12 protein-coding genes are annotated in these 16,887 nt (G+C 41.8%); all 12 read left to right on the forward strand.

The annotated features are described in order from the left end of the window. The first annotated feature begins 1 nt into the window (after nt 1). Nucleotides 2–766 (forward strand): Uma2 family endonuclease, encoded by a 765-nt coding sequence (locus IM479_RS01235; protein ID WP_287686647.1) that lies wholly within the window; start codon nt 2–4, stop codon nt 764–766. 44 nt (nt 767–810) lie between these two features. Further along, complete coding sequence (locus IM479_RS01240; protein WP_287686648.1) at nt 811–1,878, forward strand: NAD-dependent epimerase/dehydratase family protein; 1,068 nt, start codon at nt 811–813, stop codon at nt 1,876–1,878. 3 nt (nt 1,879–1,881) lie between these two features. Continuing rightward, nucleotides 1,882–2,706, forward strand: coding sequence for a transketolase (locus IM479_RS01245; protein WP_287686649.1), 825 nt, complete (start codon nt 1,882–1,884; stop codon nt 2,704–2,706). After that, on the forward strand, nt 2,703–3,614 hold the full coding sequence (locus IM479_RS01250; RefSeq protein ID WP_287686650.1) for a transketolase family protein: 912 nt from the start codon (nt 2,703–2,705) through the stop codon (nt 3,612–3,614). The genes IM479_RS01245 and IM479_RS01250 overlap by 4 nt, the downstream gene beginning before the upstream one ends. Nucleotides 3,615–3,625: 11 nt before the next feature. After that, complete coding sequence (locus IM479_RS01255) at nt 3,626–4,003, forward strand: GtrA family protein (protein ID WP_287686651.1); 378 nt, start codon at nt 3,626–3,628, stop codon at nt 4,001–4,003. Continuing rightward, the gene (locus IM479_RS01260) at nt 4,003–4,935 is read left to right on the forward strand and encodes a glycosyltransferase family 2 protein (protein WP_287686653.1); all 933 of its coding nucleotides are present in this window, start codon (nt 4,003–4,005) and stop codon (nt 4,933–4,935) included. The genes IM479_RS01255 and IM479_RS01260 overlap by 1 nt, the downstream gene beginning before the upstream one ends. Before the next feature lie 201 nt (nt 4,936–5,136). Next, nucleotides 5,137–5,553 (forward strand): hypothetical protein, encoded by a 417-nt coding sequence (locus IM479_RS01265; protein WP_287686654.1) that lies wholly within the window; start codon nt 5,137–5,139, stop codon nt 5,551–5,553. A gap of 506 nt (nt 5,554–6,059) precedes the next feature. After that, on the forward strand, nt 6,060–6,839 hold the full coding sequence (locus IM479_RS01270; RefSeq protein WP_287686656.1) for a hypothetical protein: 780 nt from the start codon (nt 6,060–6,062) through the stop codon (nt 6,837–6,839). Between the two features lie 360 nt (nt 6,840–7,199). Then, nucleotides 7,200–11,891 (forward strand): ExeM/NucH family extracellular endonuclease, encoded by a 4,692-nt coding sequence (locus IM479_RS01275; RefSeq protein ID WP_287686659.1) that lies wholly within the window; start codon nt 7,200–7,202, stop codon nt 11,889–11,891. A gap of 54 nt (nt 11,892–11,945) precedes the next feature. Then, the gene (locus IM479_RS01280; RefSeq protein WP_287686660.1) at nt 11,946–12,458 is read left to right on the forward strand and encodes a PEP-CTERM sorting domain-containing protein; all 513 of its coding nucleotides are present in this window, start codon (nt 11,946–11,948) and stop codon (nt 12,456–12,458) included. 208 nt (nt 12,459–12,666) lie between these two features. Further along, nucleotides 12,667–12,936, forward strand: coding sequence for a YciI family protein (locus IM479_RS01285; protein WP_002762776.1), 270 nt, complete (start codon nt 12,667–12,669; stop codon nt 12,934–12,936). A 75-nt stretch (nt 12,937–13,011) separates the two neighbouring features. Further along, nucleotides 13,012–16,542: a chromosome segregation protein SMC gene (smc, locus tag IM479_RS01290; RefSeq protein WP_287686662.1), complete on the forward strand. Its 3,531-nt coding sequence runs from the start codon at nt 13,012–13,014 to the stop codon at nt 16,540–16,542. Nucleotides 16,543–16,887: the final 345 nt, after the last annotated feature.

Consider the following 16,887-nt stretch of genomic DNA (forward strand, 5'->3'; position numbering starts at 1 on the left):
GATAAAGCTACCACCTACCCAGGATGAACTCCTTTCTGATGATGGTATTCCCATGGAAACCCAGCGACACGGACTGCAAATGCAGTTATTAGTCAGACCTCTCTCCCAATGGTTAAAAACTCAAGGACGAGAAGCGTTTGTCGGGGGCAATATGTTTGTTTATTTTAGCCCCAATCAAGTGCGTAACGAGGATTATCGCGGACCTGATGTATTTGTGGTGTTGGACGTGCCTCGAAGAGAACGGAAAAGCTGGGTCGTCTGGGAAGAAGAAAAAGCTCCTGATGTGGTGATTGAGTTGCTTTCTGAAAGTACAGCCAAAAAAGATAAAGAAGAGAAAAAGCTGATCTATCAGAATCGTTTGCGGGTGACAGAATACTTTTGGTATGATCCCTTTGACCCAGAAGATTTAGCGGGACATCGCTTAGAAGGGGGCGTTTATAAATCTTTAAACCCAGATGCTCAAGGAAAGTTCAGCAGCGAAATCTTAGGTCTGGTGTTAGTGCGCTGGCAGGGAATTTATGGGGATGAACAAGAGCCGATTACTTGGCTGCGTTGGGCAACACCAGAGGGGCAATTGCTCCCCACCATAGAGGAGTTGGCAGAGCAGGAAAAGCAACGAGCCGAACAGGAAAAACTACGAGCCGAGCAGGAAAAACTACGAGCCGAGCAGGAAAAGCAGCGAGCCGAGCAGGAAAAACTACGGGCTGAACGCTTGGCGGCGCAATTGCGATCGCTAGGGGTTGACATTGATGATAGTTTATTGTGATCCGTTATTTATCATAATGTCCATAGCTGGTGTAATATGCTCTGATGACCAATCTTCTAACAAACGACTTAAATCATATTCTTGCCCATACTAAAACCCTGTGGGAAGAACTGCGGGGACAACGAATATTTATTACTGGAGGTACAGGCTTTTTTGGCTGTTGGCTTTTAGAGAGTTTTATCTGGGCCAATGATCAGCTAGACTTAAAAGCATCGGCGGTTGTTTTAACCAGAAATCCTGATATTTTCAGGCAAAAAGCTCCTCATTTAGCCAATCATCCCGCTATTCAATTCCATTGGGGTGATGTTAGGTCATTTGAGTTTCCTGAAGGGGAGTTTTCTCACATTATCCACGCTGCAACGGATGCAAGTTCTCTAGTGCATCAAGAAAATCGTCTTTTTGTGCTGGATACTACAATACAAGGAACCCGACGAGTGCTAGATTTTGCTAAAACTTGTGGCACCCAAAAATTGTTACTGACTAGCTCAGGAGCAGTTTATGGCAAACAACCCCCGGATATCAGTTATATTCCAGAAAGCTATCAAGGGGCACCGGATGTGAGTTCTCCTAACTCCGTTTATGGAGAAGGAAAACGGCTTGCAGAATTATTAAGTGTTTTGTATGCTAAGGAATATGGGATAGAGTCCAAAATTGCCCGGTGTTTTGCTTTTGTTGGTCCCTATTTACCTTTAGATGAATCTTTTGCCATTGGCAACTTTATCAAAGACATTTTGGAGGAAAAAACGATTCACATTAAAGGAGATGGGACTCCCTATCGTTCCTATTTATATGCTTCAGATTTGATGATTTGGTTATGGACTATATTATTTAAGGGTGAATCTTGTCGTCCTTATAATGTCGGTTCAAATGTGGAAATCAACATCAAAGACACGGCCCTAGCAGTGGCACAAATTGCTGGAAAACCTAATTCTGTAACGATTGCTCAAGAACCGGTTACCGGTCAAAGGACCCAAAGATATGTACCGGATACCCAAAGAGCTTTACAAGAATTAGGACTCAAGTCAACGGTTGATTTACCCACCGGGATTAAAAAAACCCTAGCATGGTATCAACAAAGACTAACAAAAACTGATGATGATCGAGGAGATTAACTCATGAAATTTCAAGGAAATGAACTCCGCCAAACCGTTCTGAGGATGGCTTTTGCTGGTTCAACCGTGCATATTGGCTGTGCCTTTTCTATTATCGATATTTTGGCTGTTCTCTATCGTTCTTACTTAAATCTAGGGAATGGTCAACCGGAGTCCCCCGGTAGAGATTATTTAATTCTCAGTAAAGGTCATGGAGTAATGGCTCAATATGCTTGTATGTATGAATTAGGCTGGCTAACAGATAAAGACATTGATAATTACTTTGGCAATGGTACAATTCTTAAGGGGTTATCTGATGCTCATGTGCCTGGTTTAGAAGTAACTTCAGGGTCTTTAGGTCATGGTTTATCTGTGGGGGTGGGGATAGCTTTAGCAAGTAAAATGAAAGAAACTGGACAGCGTTGTTTTGCCATTGTGGGGGATGGAGAAATTAATGAAGGTTCGATTTGGGAAGCCTTACTTTTTGCCTCTCATTTTCAACTGTCTAACTTGTTAGTCATTGTAGATGCTAATGGTTATCAAGCGATGGGTTCGACTCAAGAAGTTATGAATTTAGGTCAAATTGCCGATAAATTTAGGGCTTTTGGTTTTGACTGTCGAGAAGTGAATGGTCATGACGAAACAGCCTTAGATCAAACTTTGAAAGAATTATTAGAACTGTCTTCCCCTTGTCCTAAAGCTATTGTTGCTCACACGGTTAAAGGGAAAGGTGTTTCTTTCATGGAAGATAATAATGTTTGGCATTATAGCCGCTTAAATCGGGAGATTTATGCCCAAGCTAAAGCTGAATTAGAACCTCAAGTTTACAAGGACAAATTAAGTTTATGAGAAACGCTTTTTCAGATGCTTTAGTCAAATTTGCTTTAGGGGATGAGCGAGTTCTGTTATTAACCGGGGATCATGGTTATGCTTTATTCGATGATTTTCGTCAAGCTTGCCCTAAACAATATATCAATGCGGGGGTGGCCGAACAAAATATGGTAGGGGTGGCGGCAGGACTCGCTAAATCCGGGTTTTTCCCAGTAGTTTATGGTTTAAGTTCTTTTCTGCCGATAAGAGTTCTAGAACAAATTAAGTTAGATATTTGTTATGAACAATTAAAGGTTTTATTGATTGGAGATGGCGCTGGAGTGGTCTATAGTAGTCTGGGTTCTAGTCATCAGTCTACCGAAGATATTGCCGCTTTAAGGGCTTCACCTAATATCTCGATTCTCTCCCCGGCAGATGCCTCCGAAATGACTCAATGTATGAATTGGGCTTTTAACAGTGATAGACCAGTTTATTTACGCATGGGTAAGGCAGATTTAGGGGTAATTCATGAGACTTTACCTAATCTTGATACGGGTAAACTTTACCCCGTTAAACCAGGCACCGGCAACCTTGGATTTTTGGCGACAGGTTCGATGGTTAAAACTGCTCTAGAAGTAGCCCAAGAATGGGATAATAGTGGGGTGTGGAGTGTTCCTTTTATTAAGCCTCTTGATGTCCAACAAGTGAGAGAGATTTGTCAGCAATACCAAGCTATTGTGGTGATAGAAGAACATTCTATCTATGGGGGGTTGGGTTCTGCTATTTCTGAAATTGCCAGCACCTATCATCCCAGTTGGATTTGTCGCATTGGTATTGAAGATCGATTTTCTCAGTTTTGCGGAACTTATCAATATTTGATGCAAGAACATCGGCTAGATGTTGCCTCAGTTAAGGAAAAAGTTAGAAATTTTATGTCACGATTGTAGAAAGTAGAAAAATGTATCTAATCCCAAAAAGCAAATTTGTTAGATTTTTGTTGGTTGGAGTAATTAATACCTTATTTGGTTATTCCGTCTTTGCCTTGCTGATCTGTCTGGGATTAGATTATCGCTATTCCTTACTGATCGCTACTATTTGCGGGGTATTATTCAACTTTAAAACTATCGGGGCTATCGTTTTTAAAGACCAAAATAACCGACTACTAGCTCGCTTTATTGGTGTTTATTTAGTGATTTATTTATTAAACGCTGAATCCTTACGAATTGTCAAGATGCTAGGAATTAATATGTTAGTGGCACAAGCTATCTTAGTATTGCCTCTAGCAATTATTTCTTATTTTTTAAATAAAACCTTTGTTTTTAGAGGAAATAGATAATGAAGAAAATTACTATAATGACTCCTTGTTATAATGAAGAAGGAAATATTGAAGACCTTTACTTGCGAGTTAAAGAAGTCTTTAATCAGTTACCTAACTATGAGTATGAACATCTTTTTATCGATAACGCTTCCCAAGATAAAACTATAGATGAATTAAAAAAAATTGCTCAAAAAGACCCCGGGGTCAAGGTCATCGTTAATGCGAGAAATTTCGGTCCCGTTCGTTCTGTTTACTATGGTATTCTTCAGTGTTACGGAGATGCGGTTATTTTGATGGTAGCAGATTTGCAAGATCCTCCCGAATTAATCCTAGAATTTGTCAAGAAGTGGGAAGAAGGCTATAAAGTTGTTAAAGCGGTTAAAACTCCGATGAAAGAAGGAGCTTTTTTCTATTTTGCCAGACAAATTTTTTATTATTTAATGGATAATCTTTCAGATATAAAAGTTACTAGAAACTTTACAGGTTTCGGGTTATACGATCAGAAAGTCATCAATGTTCTACGAGAGATTAACGATCCCTATCCCTATTTTAGGGGACTCATCGAAGAGTTAGGTTTTGAAAGTTTCTCTTTTGAGTATCAACAACAACGGCGAAAACGGGGTATTAGTAGTTACAACTTCTATCGATACTATAGCGAGGCGATGCTGGGTATTACCAGTCACTCCCAAGTTCCCCTCAGACTGGCGACCATGTTAGGCTTTGCTTTGTCCCTCTTGAGTCTGGTAGTGGCGTTAGGTTATTTAATCGCCAAATTGTTGTTCTGGGATTATTTTCCTTTAGGAACCGCACCAATCATGGTCGGACTATTTTTACTCGCTTCTGTGCAACTATTTTTTATCGGCATTATTGGGGAATATATTGGCTTAATGCACATGAGAATTTTAAAAAGACCTTTAGTTGTCGAACGGGAACGGATTAACTTTGAGTGAGTTATCTTATGTAAGGACAATCAAATGATAAATAACCAAATTGATTTACGGTGGTGGCTACTGAGTAACTTGGCAAATGTTCAATCTTTGTCAATTATTTACAGAATATCGGTAATAGTCACTTTTATTATCTTCATTTCTTTCGCTTTTTCTCCTCTCATATTCCTGAGAACTCCCACGAGTAAGATTCAGAAGTTTTTATTGTCAAATCTAATATTTATTACATCTTTAGTGACTTTTATTTTAGCAGCACGCTGGCCAGGTTTCTTGCCACCAATGCTAAACCCCGATGAGGCACTATTTACCGCAGGTGCGCTCAAACTGTTGAAAGATCCAGTTTTCTGGCGTGCGGTAGATACAGGTTCATCTGGACCTCTCAATGTTTATCCTCTGACTCTACCAGCTTTTTTCGGGTTCAGAATTGAATATGCTAGTAGTCGAGTGATCGGCTTAATCATGATAATTGCTGCTATTGTTTGTCTTTATTATGCTTTATCCACTCTCTACGATAAGAGCCTTTCTCGCCTAGCAATAGTTCCCGTTGTTACAACTGTCGCCTTAATGACATTTTTTGACTATGTGCATTATACAAGTGAACATTTTTCGGTGCAATATTAAGTGTGGCTTTGTTAATCGTTTGTAAATATTATGCTGGTAATTCATCTAATCCTAATCACCTGATATTTGCCTTGGGTTTTATCCGGGGAACTACTCCTTTGGCAAAAATGCAGTCAGTTCCTATAGCTTTCTCAATTGCTTGTATATTTTTGCACATACTCTGGCTAAAAAGCAGAGCAAGAGGTCAGGTCAATTCATCAGGAGTTTTGCTGCTTTCTTTCTTGGGGGAATGTTGTTCTCGGCTTTAGTCCTACTATAGCAAATAATGGGTTATTTAGGACGCTTTCAATTTTCAAACTCTTATCTGAACAGGGTTTCAGCGATGGATTGTCCTAAGCACCTTGGTCTTTGCTATATATCTAACAATTTTCTCAATATATGATGCTTTCTGGAAATCTTATATACAACAGAATTTATTGATTTATTCTAGCCATGGTTTGATGGGAGACGTAAATCAACTAAGCTTTTTCGGAAAAATCAACATATTTCTTCGGATGTTAAGGGGAGTGCAAGATACACAGAGATTATTTTTATTAACAGCAATTGTCTTGATATTAGGAGTACCATTTTTAATAATAAAGCGTGTTTCCTTAAGCCAAAATAAAGAAAAGTCCAAGACATTTTGCTTTGTCTATTACAGTTTATTTATTTTGGTTGCATCGAGTTACTCAGTTATTAGACCAGGGAACGGGTTTACTCATTATTTGCTGTTTCTAATCATACCTAGTGGATTTCTCATCGGCGTTTTTATGGGTGAACTGGCACAAGTCTTACAAGTGTCAAAATTAACTCGTTCAAACTTAAAGTTCTCTCTCTTAACAGGTGTCATTTTGATTACAGTTGCTAGTAGTTTTTTAGAATTTGCCACAACGATAACATCAGATAATGTTTACCTTAATAATCGCAGAAGATTTGCTAAAAATTATCTTAGTCCGATTGCAAAAACTATTCTAAATTATGCTTCTCCTGGTGAATCTATGGCTGTCTGGGGATGGGCATCAGAGTTATATGTTGACACGGGACTGGTAACAGCGACAATAGATAGTGTTTCCCTTTGGCAAATCCTACCAGGTTCACTGCAAGAATATTTTTTGAAAAGATACGCAGACGATCTGATTAATTCTAATGCTAAGTTATTTGTTGATGCTGTGGCTCCAAGAATGTTTTTCTTTACCGATAGAGAAACTCAGGGACACGAATTTTTTCCTGAAATTGCTAGGGTTATCAATGAAAATTATCGGCTAGTTGATGAAGTTCAAGGAGTTCGTATTTATCTTAAAAAATAATCCTACGCTGTCTTACCTCTTGTTCTTGGTTAAACAACCACTGAAGTGGTTACTACTAACCTGGAAGCTTGTAAACCAGATTTGATGACCGAATAAATATAGAATCTTTTCGCTAATTGTCTTGGAGAGATGGGTTAGTTATAATGACAAGTCGAGGATTTTCTGACGGAACTCTACTGGATAGGATTTCATTCGTTGTGCAATTTTGCTATCGTTAACGTTATACTTCATGTTTATGAGAAAGGCTATAATTGAACGAATAATCTCTTTTAACCAAACGTTTACGGGTAATTAAAGGAGAGTTTACCAGTCATTAATCCTTGAACTCTAGGGTAGTAAGGGCATCTTCATCGCTACAGTATGAGTAACGCTACCTTTACAGAAAATTTTAACACTTTTACTGGTTCGGGATTCGCCCCGATTCCGAGTCTAGGTCAGCTAGATTCCGACCTTTGGATTATTTCCGGTCTTTCCGATGGCAGTATGACCTATGGGGACACCCGTACTTCTTCAGGAGATTTTGCCAGAGGACAGACATCTAACCGCGTCACCACTGGGGGAGTTTATGCTTTCAGCATCGCTTCGGGAAATAATGCTTTTGGGGTACAACCCACAGGAGATGATTTTACCCCTGGCGCTATCACCCTACGCTTACAGAATGTCACTAATAGCTTAGTGGATTCGATTACTCTTTCCTATATCATCCGTTTTCGCAACGACCAAAATCGGGCCAATTCTCTCAATTTTTCCTATTCTGGGGACGGAAATAGTTTTACTGCTGTTAGTAGTTTAGACTTTATCACCCCGGGTAATCTGGACAGTTCCGGTTGGCAGTCGGTAACTCGTTCTATTACCCTTTCTGGATTAAGTATCGCCGCTAATAGTAATTTTTTCCTGCGTTGGACGGGGGATGATGTTAGTGGTAGCGGTAATCGTGATGAATACGCAATTGATGATATTGCCGTGACTGGTTTAGCCGCTCCCGGTACAGTTGTTCCGCCCACTCCTACCCTCGTAAAAATCCATGAAATTCAAGGTACGGGTTTAGTCAGTCCAATTTTAAATCAATTGGTGACTGTAGAAGCGATCGTGGTGGGAGATTTCCAGGGTAATCCGGGATTAAGTGGTTTTTATCTCCAGGAGGAAGATAGCGACAGCGATAGTAATCCTCTGACTTCGGAAGGTTTATTTATTTTTGAAGGCAATATCCCGATTATTAACGTTATTATCGGCGATAAAGTTAGGATTACAGGAACAGTTAGTGAATTTGGTAACGCGGGGGTATCCTTAACCCAACTGAGCAGCATCACAGAAGCGTTAATTATTTCTAATAATAATCCCTTACCCACGGCCGCCACTATTAGCAATCTCTCGGCAGCCAATGCTCAACCGCAAGTTTTAGAAGCTTTTGAAGGAATGCGGACAACTTTCGCCGAAACTCTCTCCTTAACCGAATATTTCCAACTTGGTCGTTTTGGTAGTGTGGTTTTATCCTCTGGGGGACGTTTACAGCAACCCACTAACGTTACCAATCCGGGGACAGATGCCAATACTTTACAAGCGAGCAATAATCTGCGACGAATTACCCTGGATGATGGCAGTAATCTCACTTTTCCGACGACTTTATTCGGACGTGGTGGCAATCCCCTCAGTACCAGTAATATTTTACGGGCCGGGGACGCAGTAACGGGATTAACCGGAGTTTTAGACCAACGTTTCGGAGTCTATCGCATCCAGAATAACCAGGGTGTGGACTTCCAAGCGGTGAATAATCGCTCAGAAACGCCCACTAATGTGGGGGGTAGGCTAAAAATTGCCAGTTATAACGTCCTTAATTACTTTACCACCATCGCCAATGGCACTAATAATGCCCGGGGTGCCAACAGTATCAACGAATTTCAGCGTCAAGAGGAGAAATTAGTCACGGCGCTTATCGGTCTTGATGCCGATGTTTTCGGGTTGATAGAATTGGAAAATAACGGCGATGGGGCGATATCTAAGCTTGTTAACGCTTTAAATGCCGTTGCAGGTGCAGGAACCTACGCTTTTATCCCCACAGGTACAATTGGCACCGATGCGATTAAGGTGGGAATCATCTACAAACCCGCTCAAGTTACCCCTGTAGGTGATTTTAAGATCTTAGACAGTAGCGTTGATCCTCGTTTCGATGATACTCGCAATCGTCCCGCCCTAGCACAAGCCTTCCAAGAAGTCAATACCGGTGCCAAATTTAATTTAGTCGTCAATCACCTAAAATCAAAAGGTCAATCGGGCTTAACTAATACAAGTGATCCTAACTTCGATCAAGCGGATGGTCAAGGTTTCTGGAATGCCAGTCGCACCAATGCGGCCTTAGCCTTAAAGGATTGGATAGCTACAGACCCCACTAATAGCGGTGATGGGGATTATTTAATTATCGGGGATCTCAATGCCTACGCCCAAGAAGACCCAATTCGAGCGCTCGAATCCGCCGGATATACGAATTTAGTAGGTCAATTTGGGGGTATTAACGCTTATTCCTACGTTTTCAATGGACAAGCTGGTTATCTCGACCATGCTCTGGCTAATGCTAGTTTAGCCTCCCAGGTAACGGGAGTGACGGAATGGCACATTAACGCTGATGAACCTAGTGTTTTCGACTACGATGACAATATCGTTGACCCCGGGGAAAATCCCTCCAATCCTCCCTTAAACCCTTCTGCACTCTACCAAATTAATCCCTATCGTACCAGTGACCATGATCCCGTTTTAATTGGTTTAAATTTAACCACTCCCCAACCCTTTAAACTGCAATTATTCCATTTTTCCGACAACGAAGGTGGAATTTCAGCCCTTGATGATGCCCCGCGCATGAGTGCGGTGTTAAATGCTTTGCGACAGCAGGACATCGATAATGACGGTGTAGCTGGTTTTGCCAATACCCTCACCCTTGCGTCTGGAGATGCCTACATTCCGGGGCTATTTTTCGGGGCCAGTGAACAGGTATTAGGGGGAGTTGGCCGCGGCGATATCCAGATTCTCAACAATTTGGGAGTACAAGCGAACGCTTTTGGCAATCATGAATTTGACCAAGGTACAGCAGTTGTCCGTAATCTCATTCTTCCCAGTGGCAACTATCCGGGTACAAATTTCCCCTATCTCAGTTCTAATCTTAATTTTGCCCCCGATACCAACTTAGCCAGTTTAGTGACTGCCGATGGTCAGGAAGCGAGTACCATTGCTAATAAAATCGCTAAGAGTACGGTGATTACTCTGCCCGAAGGCGATAAAATTGGCATTGTTGGGGCAACTACCCCGATTTTACGCTCAATTTCCAGTCCGGGTAACGTGGGAGTTTCTCCTGCTAATCCAGATGACCTTGATGCTTTAGCGGCCATTATTCAAGCTTCCGTCGATGCACTTTTGGCCGCTAATCCGGGGATGAATAAGGTCGTTTTGTTAGCCCATATGCAACAATTATCGATCGAACAGGCCCTAGCAGAACGTTTACGCAATGTCGATATTATTGTAGCTGGTGGTTCCCATACTCGTTTAACCGACGAAAATGACCGTTTACGAGCCGGAGACACCTTCCAGGGCGTTTACCCCATTGTTAAAACTAACCCGGACGGAAAACCCGTAGCGGTAGTTAATACCGATGCCAATTATAAGTACTTGGGGCGCTTAGTTATCGATTTTGATAGCAATGGTCATATCATTCCCGAAAGCTACAATCCCAATATTAGCGGCGCTTACGCCACCGATGCCCAAGGGGTGACGGAAGTGGGGGGAACAGGATTAGAAGACCCCGAAATTCGGGGGATTACCAATTCCCTCAGAGAGGTTATTAACGCTCAAGAAGGCAATTTCTTCGGTTTTACGCGAGTTTTCCTCAACGGTCAACGGTCGGGGACAGGATTAGATGGAGTTCGTCAACAGGAAACCAATCTCGGCAATATTACCGCCGATGCTAACCTAGCTGAGGCCAAAAAAACCGATGCTAACGTGGTTATTTCCCTGAAAAATGGCGGTGGTATTCGCAATAGCATTGGCAGTATCATCGTTCCCACTGGTACAGAAGCAGTACGGGTAGCCCCCGAAGAAGTACCCGGAGTGAAACCGGCCGGGGGAATTTCGGAAGTAGCGATTAAAAATGCCCTCAGTTTTAATAATTCCCTCAGTCTCACCACTGTCACCGCTAGTGAGTTAAAGGGGATTTTGGAGTACGGTCTGGCGGCTAGTACAAACGACCCTGCTAATTCCCAAGGCCGTTTCCCGCAAGTGGGAGGAATGGCCTTCAGTTTCGACCTTGATGACCCCGCCGGCAGTCGGATAAAATCTTTGGTAATCAAGGATGAAAACGGCACAGTTATCGATGTGGTAGCGCAAAATGGCGCAATTGTCGGTGATGCTAATCGTAGCTTCCGCATGGTGACTCTTTCTTTTCTTCTTGATGGCGGTGATGGTTATACCATTCCCCAGCGCAATCGCGTCAATTTGCTAGGCAGTACACCCAACTTCACTGGTAACGCAACTTTTGCCCCCGATGGTACGGAACAGGACGCTTTTGCGGAGTATTTACGGGCGAATTTCTTCAATCAACCCTTTTTAGGGGAAGATGTGAGCAGAGAATTTGATACCCGTCTGCAAAACCTCAATTTCCGCAGCGATGAAGTTTTGCGTTCTACTCGTTCGGGTACGGCCGGCATTGATAATCTAGTGGGTACTACCGGTGATGATGTCTTAGTCGGGTTCCAAGGTCGCGACACCCTAACTGGTTTAGGTGGTAATGATTTCTTTGTTTACGTTAGTCTTAGCGATCGCAGTGATACTATTACTGATTTTACCGTCGGCAGCGACAAAATTGTTCTCACACAACTGCTTAATAGTTTGAATTACACCGGCAGTAATCCCATTGCTGATGGTTATATCACTTTTACTGGTCGTGGTAGCAGTACGGTTCTAAATATCGATACTGATGGTTTTGGAACTGCTGCCAGTCCTTTATCCCTAGCGTTAATTAATAACGTTGCGGTGGCAGCCTTGAATAACCTTGCCAATTTCCTATTCTAGTTTTTTTTGGTGGGCTATCAATGCCCACCTGAGTTTTTTTAAGGAGTAATTCCCATGAATAAAGTTGCTATGATCACAGGTTTAGCCCTAGCATATTTTGGTGTTAATGTCAATAGTTTGCAAGCGGCAAATATCACCTACAATTTTCAAGGTGTTATAACTTCTGGAAGTCTGACCGGGACTTATTCTGGTTCAGCTAGTTTCGATGATGGGGCGATTACAGGCGTGGATTTTGAATCTATACCCTTGAGCAATATTAGTTTTAATCTCCTCGGCCATAGCTTTAATCTCGCTTCGGCCGATGCCAATCCCGTGGCCAATTATTTCGATGGGACTTTTATTGGCATTGGTTATAGTGTCACCTCTACTAATGCCTTCTTTCCTATCGCTAATTTTGCCCTGACTAGCGGATTGTTTAACCTCAGTGAAGCGGCTTTTACCTATACTACTCGCTTGGGTATTGCGGGACAAGGTAGCCTAACTTTTAGCAAAGTTCCTGAACCTTCTATGGTTATCGGTTTAATTACTTTAGGAGGAATAGGTCTTGTCCTCCGCAAAAGGCTCTAACTAATTTGAGACTTCCTTAGCTAAAAACGCCTACCTCAAACTAATGGGTAGGCGTAGTTTATCGATTACTCTACCTAAAGTTTCTGTAAAACTTTGGCATAGACAAAATCAGCCAACTCTACCCTCCCCCCCACTTTTCTATATCGATTTAGTCTGATTGACGATTCGATCGTAAAATAGCAACAGATCAAGAGAGTACAGGTCAAATATGCCGAAATTTGTTATCTGGGGTAGTTATTGTGAAAACGTGCTGGAAAAACGCGCACCCTATCGTCAAGCGCATCTAGAGGGATTAAATCAACAGAAAGAACGGGGAATTCTCATTACCATCGGGCCAACGGCAGATTTAAGCCAAGTTTTCGGAATTTATCAGGCAGCCAGCGAGTCAGAAGTGCGGGAATTAATCGAAGCAGATCCCTACTGGCAAAATGGTATCTGGACAGAGTACCAAGTCAAAGAATGGATTCAAGCCATCTAAGGTAGCTATCAGCTATATTTTTCTATAAGGGTGTTGTCTTAAAGCTGACAGCTTTCCTACTTTTTGTTTATCGCCATGGTTTACATCAAAAAGGTCGAACTCTCACACTTCAAATCCTTCGGGGGAACAACTCCTATACCCTTTTTACCGGGGTTTACGGTGGTTTCTGGTCCAAATGGTTCAGGAAAGTCGAATATCCTCGACGCATTGTTATTTTGCTTGGGATTAGCTACTTCCAAGGGAATGCGGGCCGAAAGATTACCGGATTTAGTCAATCACAGCTATAACAGTCAACGTCATAGCACCGAAGCGAGTGTTTCGGTGACTTTTGATATTGCCGATATGACCGGCGCAACCGATAGGGATTGGACGGTTTCCCGACGCTTAAAAGTGGCTAAGGGTGGCAGCTATACTTCTACCTACTATATCAATGGGGAAACCTGTACGGTTAGCGAACTTCACGACCAGTTAAACCGTTTACGCATCTATCCCGAAGGGTACAACGTGGTGTTACAGGGGGACGTAACCCGAATTATCAGCATGAATGCCAAGGAAAGACGGGAAATTATCGACGAATTGGCAGGAGTAGCCGAATTTGACCGCAAAATTGAGAAAACTAAGGAGAATATCGATTCGGTTAAAGAAAGAGAAGAACGCTGCCAAATTATTGCCACAGAATTGCAAAAATCTCTGGAAAAATTAGCACTCGATCGCATTAAAGCCGAAAAATACCAAAAACTCAAGGCCCAAGTCCAAGAAAAACAACAATGGGAAATTGTCCTCCATTGGCAAAATCTCCAGCAGCGCTGCCAGCAAGTAAAAGAACAAATTCAAGCTGGGGAAAAGGAAAAACAGCTTTTAACCGAGACTATCGCCAATTTATCCGAACAAATCGCCCAAAATAGTCAAGAATTAGAGAAACTCAATCAACAGGTCAAAGCTTTCGGGGAAGATGAACACCTGTCCCTGACTTCCCGATTAGCGAGTCAACAGGCCAAACGACAACAACAGCAACAACGGCAAAAAGAGTTAGAAAACCTCGAAAAAGAATCTCAGACACAGAAAACCAGACTTTTAGAGGAAATTAATCGCTACAATCTCGAATTAAATCAGATTACTGCTGAAAAAAGCCGTTTAGAAACTGCAATTTTACCCAATCTCCTACTGACAACCCAAACCGCAAGGGAAACCCTAGAAACCCATCGTCTGCAAGCAAGTAGTCTCGCGGAAGCGTCAGAAGCTTGGGTAAAAGAACAAAGTGACCTTTCCCGCAATATTACCCGTCTTCAGGAACAATTAAACCCCTATCGTAGCCAACGGGCCCAATTGACCGAAAGATGCGATCGATTGCAAACTAATATAATAGAAGCTGGTCAACGTCTGCAAGAATTAGAGCAATTTATTAGCACAAAAACAGAAGAAAGTCAAGAAATATTGCAAAAAATTAATAATTCTGAACCCGATATCCAAAATTTAGCCCAAAAACTCACCATTGCCGAACAAAATCGCGTTATCAGTCAGGACACCCAAAAACGTCTGCTAAAGGAACAACGGGACAAACAGAGGGAATTAGATAAACTGGAAGCGACCAAGCAAGCTCAACAGGAGGTCCAGGGAACCTATGCTACTCAAATATTATTACAGTCAGATTTGCCCGGAATCTGCGGATTAGTGGCACAATTAGGCGAAGTAGAGGAACGTTATCAAATTGCTCTTGAAATCGCAGCCGGAGGTCGTTTAGGTCATGTAGTCGTCCAAGATGATAGCGTTGCGGCTGCCGGAATTGCCTTGCTAAAACAGCGTCGCATCGGTCGGGCTACTTTTTTACCCCTGAATAAAATTCGTCCTCCCCGTCCCCAAGATATTTCCTCTCTGCGTCATGCGCGGGGTTATCTAGATTTAGCGGTGAATTTAGTTAAGTTTCAATCCCAGTATCGGGAGGTTTTTAACTATATTTTTGGCAGTACGGTGGTTTTCGAGGATATAGACTCTGCACGTTATTATATCAATCAATATCGCATCGTTACTTTGGATGGAGAGTTATTAGAGATGACTGGTGCTATGACTGGAGGCAGCCAACCGACGCGATCGGGGCTGCGTTTTGGTAAAATTTCTCCGAAGGAGTCTAGTGAAGCGGAATCTCTACGGGAAAGATTAGCAGAAATCGATCGCATTCTTACCCGCAACGAAGAAAAAATTACCCAAATTAATAATCTTATCAGTCAGTTAACCCAACAGTTAACCGAAACCCGTCAGAGTCATCGAGAAAATCAATTATCTCTACAACAATTAAGCAAGGATTTACAACGTTTAACCACAGAAAAAGAGGATTTAACCCGTCAATTATCGGGCCAGCAAGAGGAAATTACTATTTCTCGTCAACGGTTAGAAGTATTAACTAGAGAAATTCCTGAGTTAGAGTTATCTTTACAGCAAGAACAGGAGAAATTAACTGCTTTAGAGGCCAATCATACCCATAGCGAATGGCAACAGGTACAGGGAATAATTCGTAGTCAAGAATTAGAGTTACAAACCCAAGAAAATCACCTCGCTACAGTCCGCGAACAGTTAAAAGATTTACAAAATCAACAAATCAGACTAGAGGAAAAAAGTCAAGATTCTGCGGATAGAATTATTGAGATTGACAAGATAATTACCGATGCAGTTAATCAGAGAAATATCGGTAATCTGGAGATAGAAAAACTTGATCGCCATATTTTAGAAATCAATCAAGCTTTACAACAATTATCGCAACAACTAGGGGAAACCAAGCAAAAAAGAGACCAATTAGAGACAGTTTTGCGACAACAACAAAACCAGCAACAACAGGCTATCTGGCAATCGGAAAAGTTAGTCAACAATCAAGAGGAAAGACAAACATTACTAACCACTTTACAGACAGAAATTAGTCAACTAGAAAGCGACTTACCCAATCCCTTGCCCGAAATTCCCGAAAGTGATCGAGATTTCGAGAAAATTCAAAGCGATATTCGGCAGTTACAAAAGAAATTAGAAGCTTTAGAACCGGTGAATATGTTAGCTTTAGAAGAACACCAAAAAACTAAAGAGAGATTAGATGAACTATCAGAAAAACTGCAAACTCTAGAAGGAGAAAGAACCGAACTACTTTTACGGATAGAAAACTTTACCACCCTCAGATTTAATGCTTTTCAGGAAGCATTTACTGCCGTTAACGAAAACTTTAAGACTATATTTGCTACCCTGTCCGATGGTGATGGTTACTTACAACTAGAAGACGAAAATGACCCCTTTAATGGTGGATTAAATCTGGTGGCACATCCGAAAGGAAAACCCGTACAGCGATTAAGTTCCATGTCTGGGGGTGAGAAATCTTTAACCGCTTTAAGCTTTATTTTTTCCCTACAAAGATATCGTCCTTCTCCCTTTTATGCGTTTGATGAAGTGGATATGTTTTTAGATGGGGCCAATGTAGAGAAATTGGCCAAAATGATTCAAAAACAAGCACAACAAGCGCAATTTATTGTCGTTAGTTTGCGTCGGCCCATGATTGAAGCATCGGAAAGAACCATCGGTGTCACCCAAGCGCGGGGAACTCATACACAGGTACTAGGAATTAAAGTTTAACCTAAGACGCAAGTGGGGTGTGGGGTGTGGGGTGTAGGATGTGGGGTGTGGGGTGTGGGGTGTAGGGTGTGGGGAAAATAAATAAAATAATCTCCTGAATCCTGACTCCTAACCCTAGGAACAGGAAACCCCACTTATAACCTCTCCCAGACAAGCCAGACAAAGTTAAGTTATCGAAAATTTGGGTTAAAACCCCGTCCTTTGAGGACGGCTTTAAGCTACAATGGAAAAAGCGATAACCAAGCTAAAAACTGAACCTTGACAACAGATAGTAAGGGGTTTCGTTCAGAAAAGACTTCAAATTCGGCCTTGAACGAGTAAAACTTTCTAGGAAATAAGGTTGAA

It is taken from the genome of Microcystis sp. M165S2 (genome assembly GCF_020245885.1).
In the GTDB taxonomy this organism is placed as follows: Bacteria; Cyanobacteriota; Cyanobacteriia; order Cyanobacteriales; family Microcystaceae; genus Microcystis.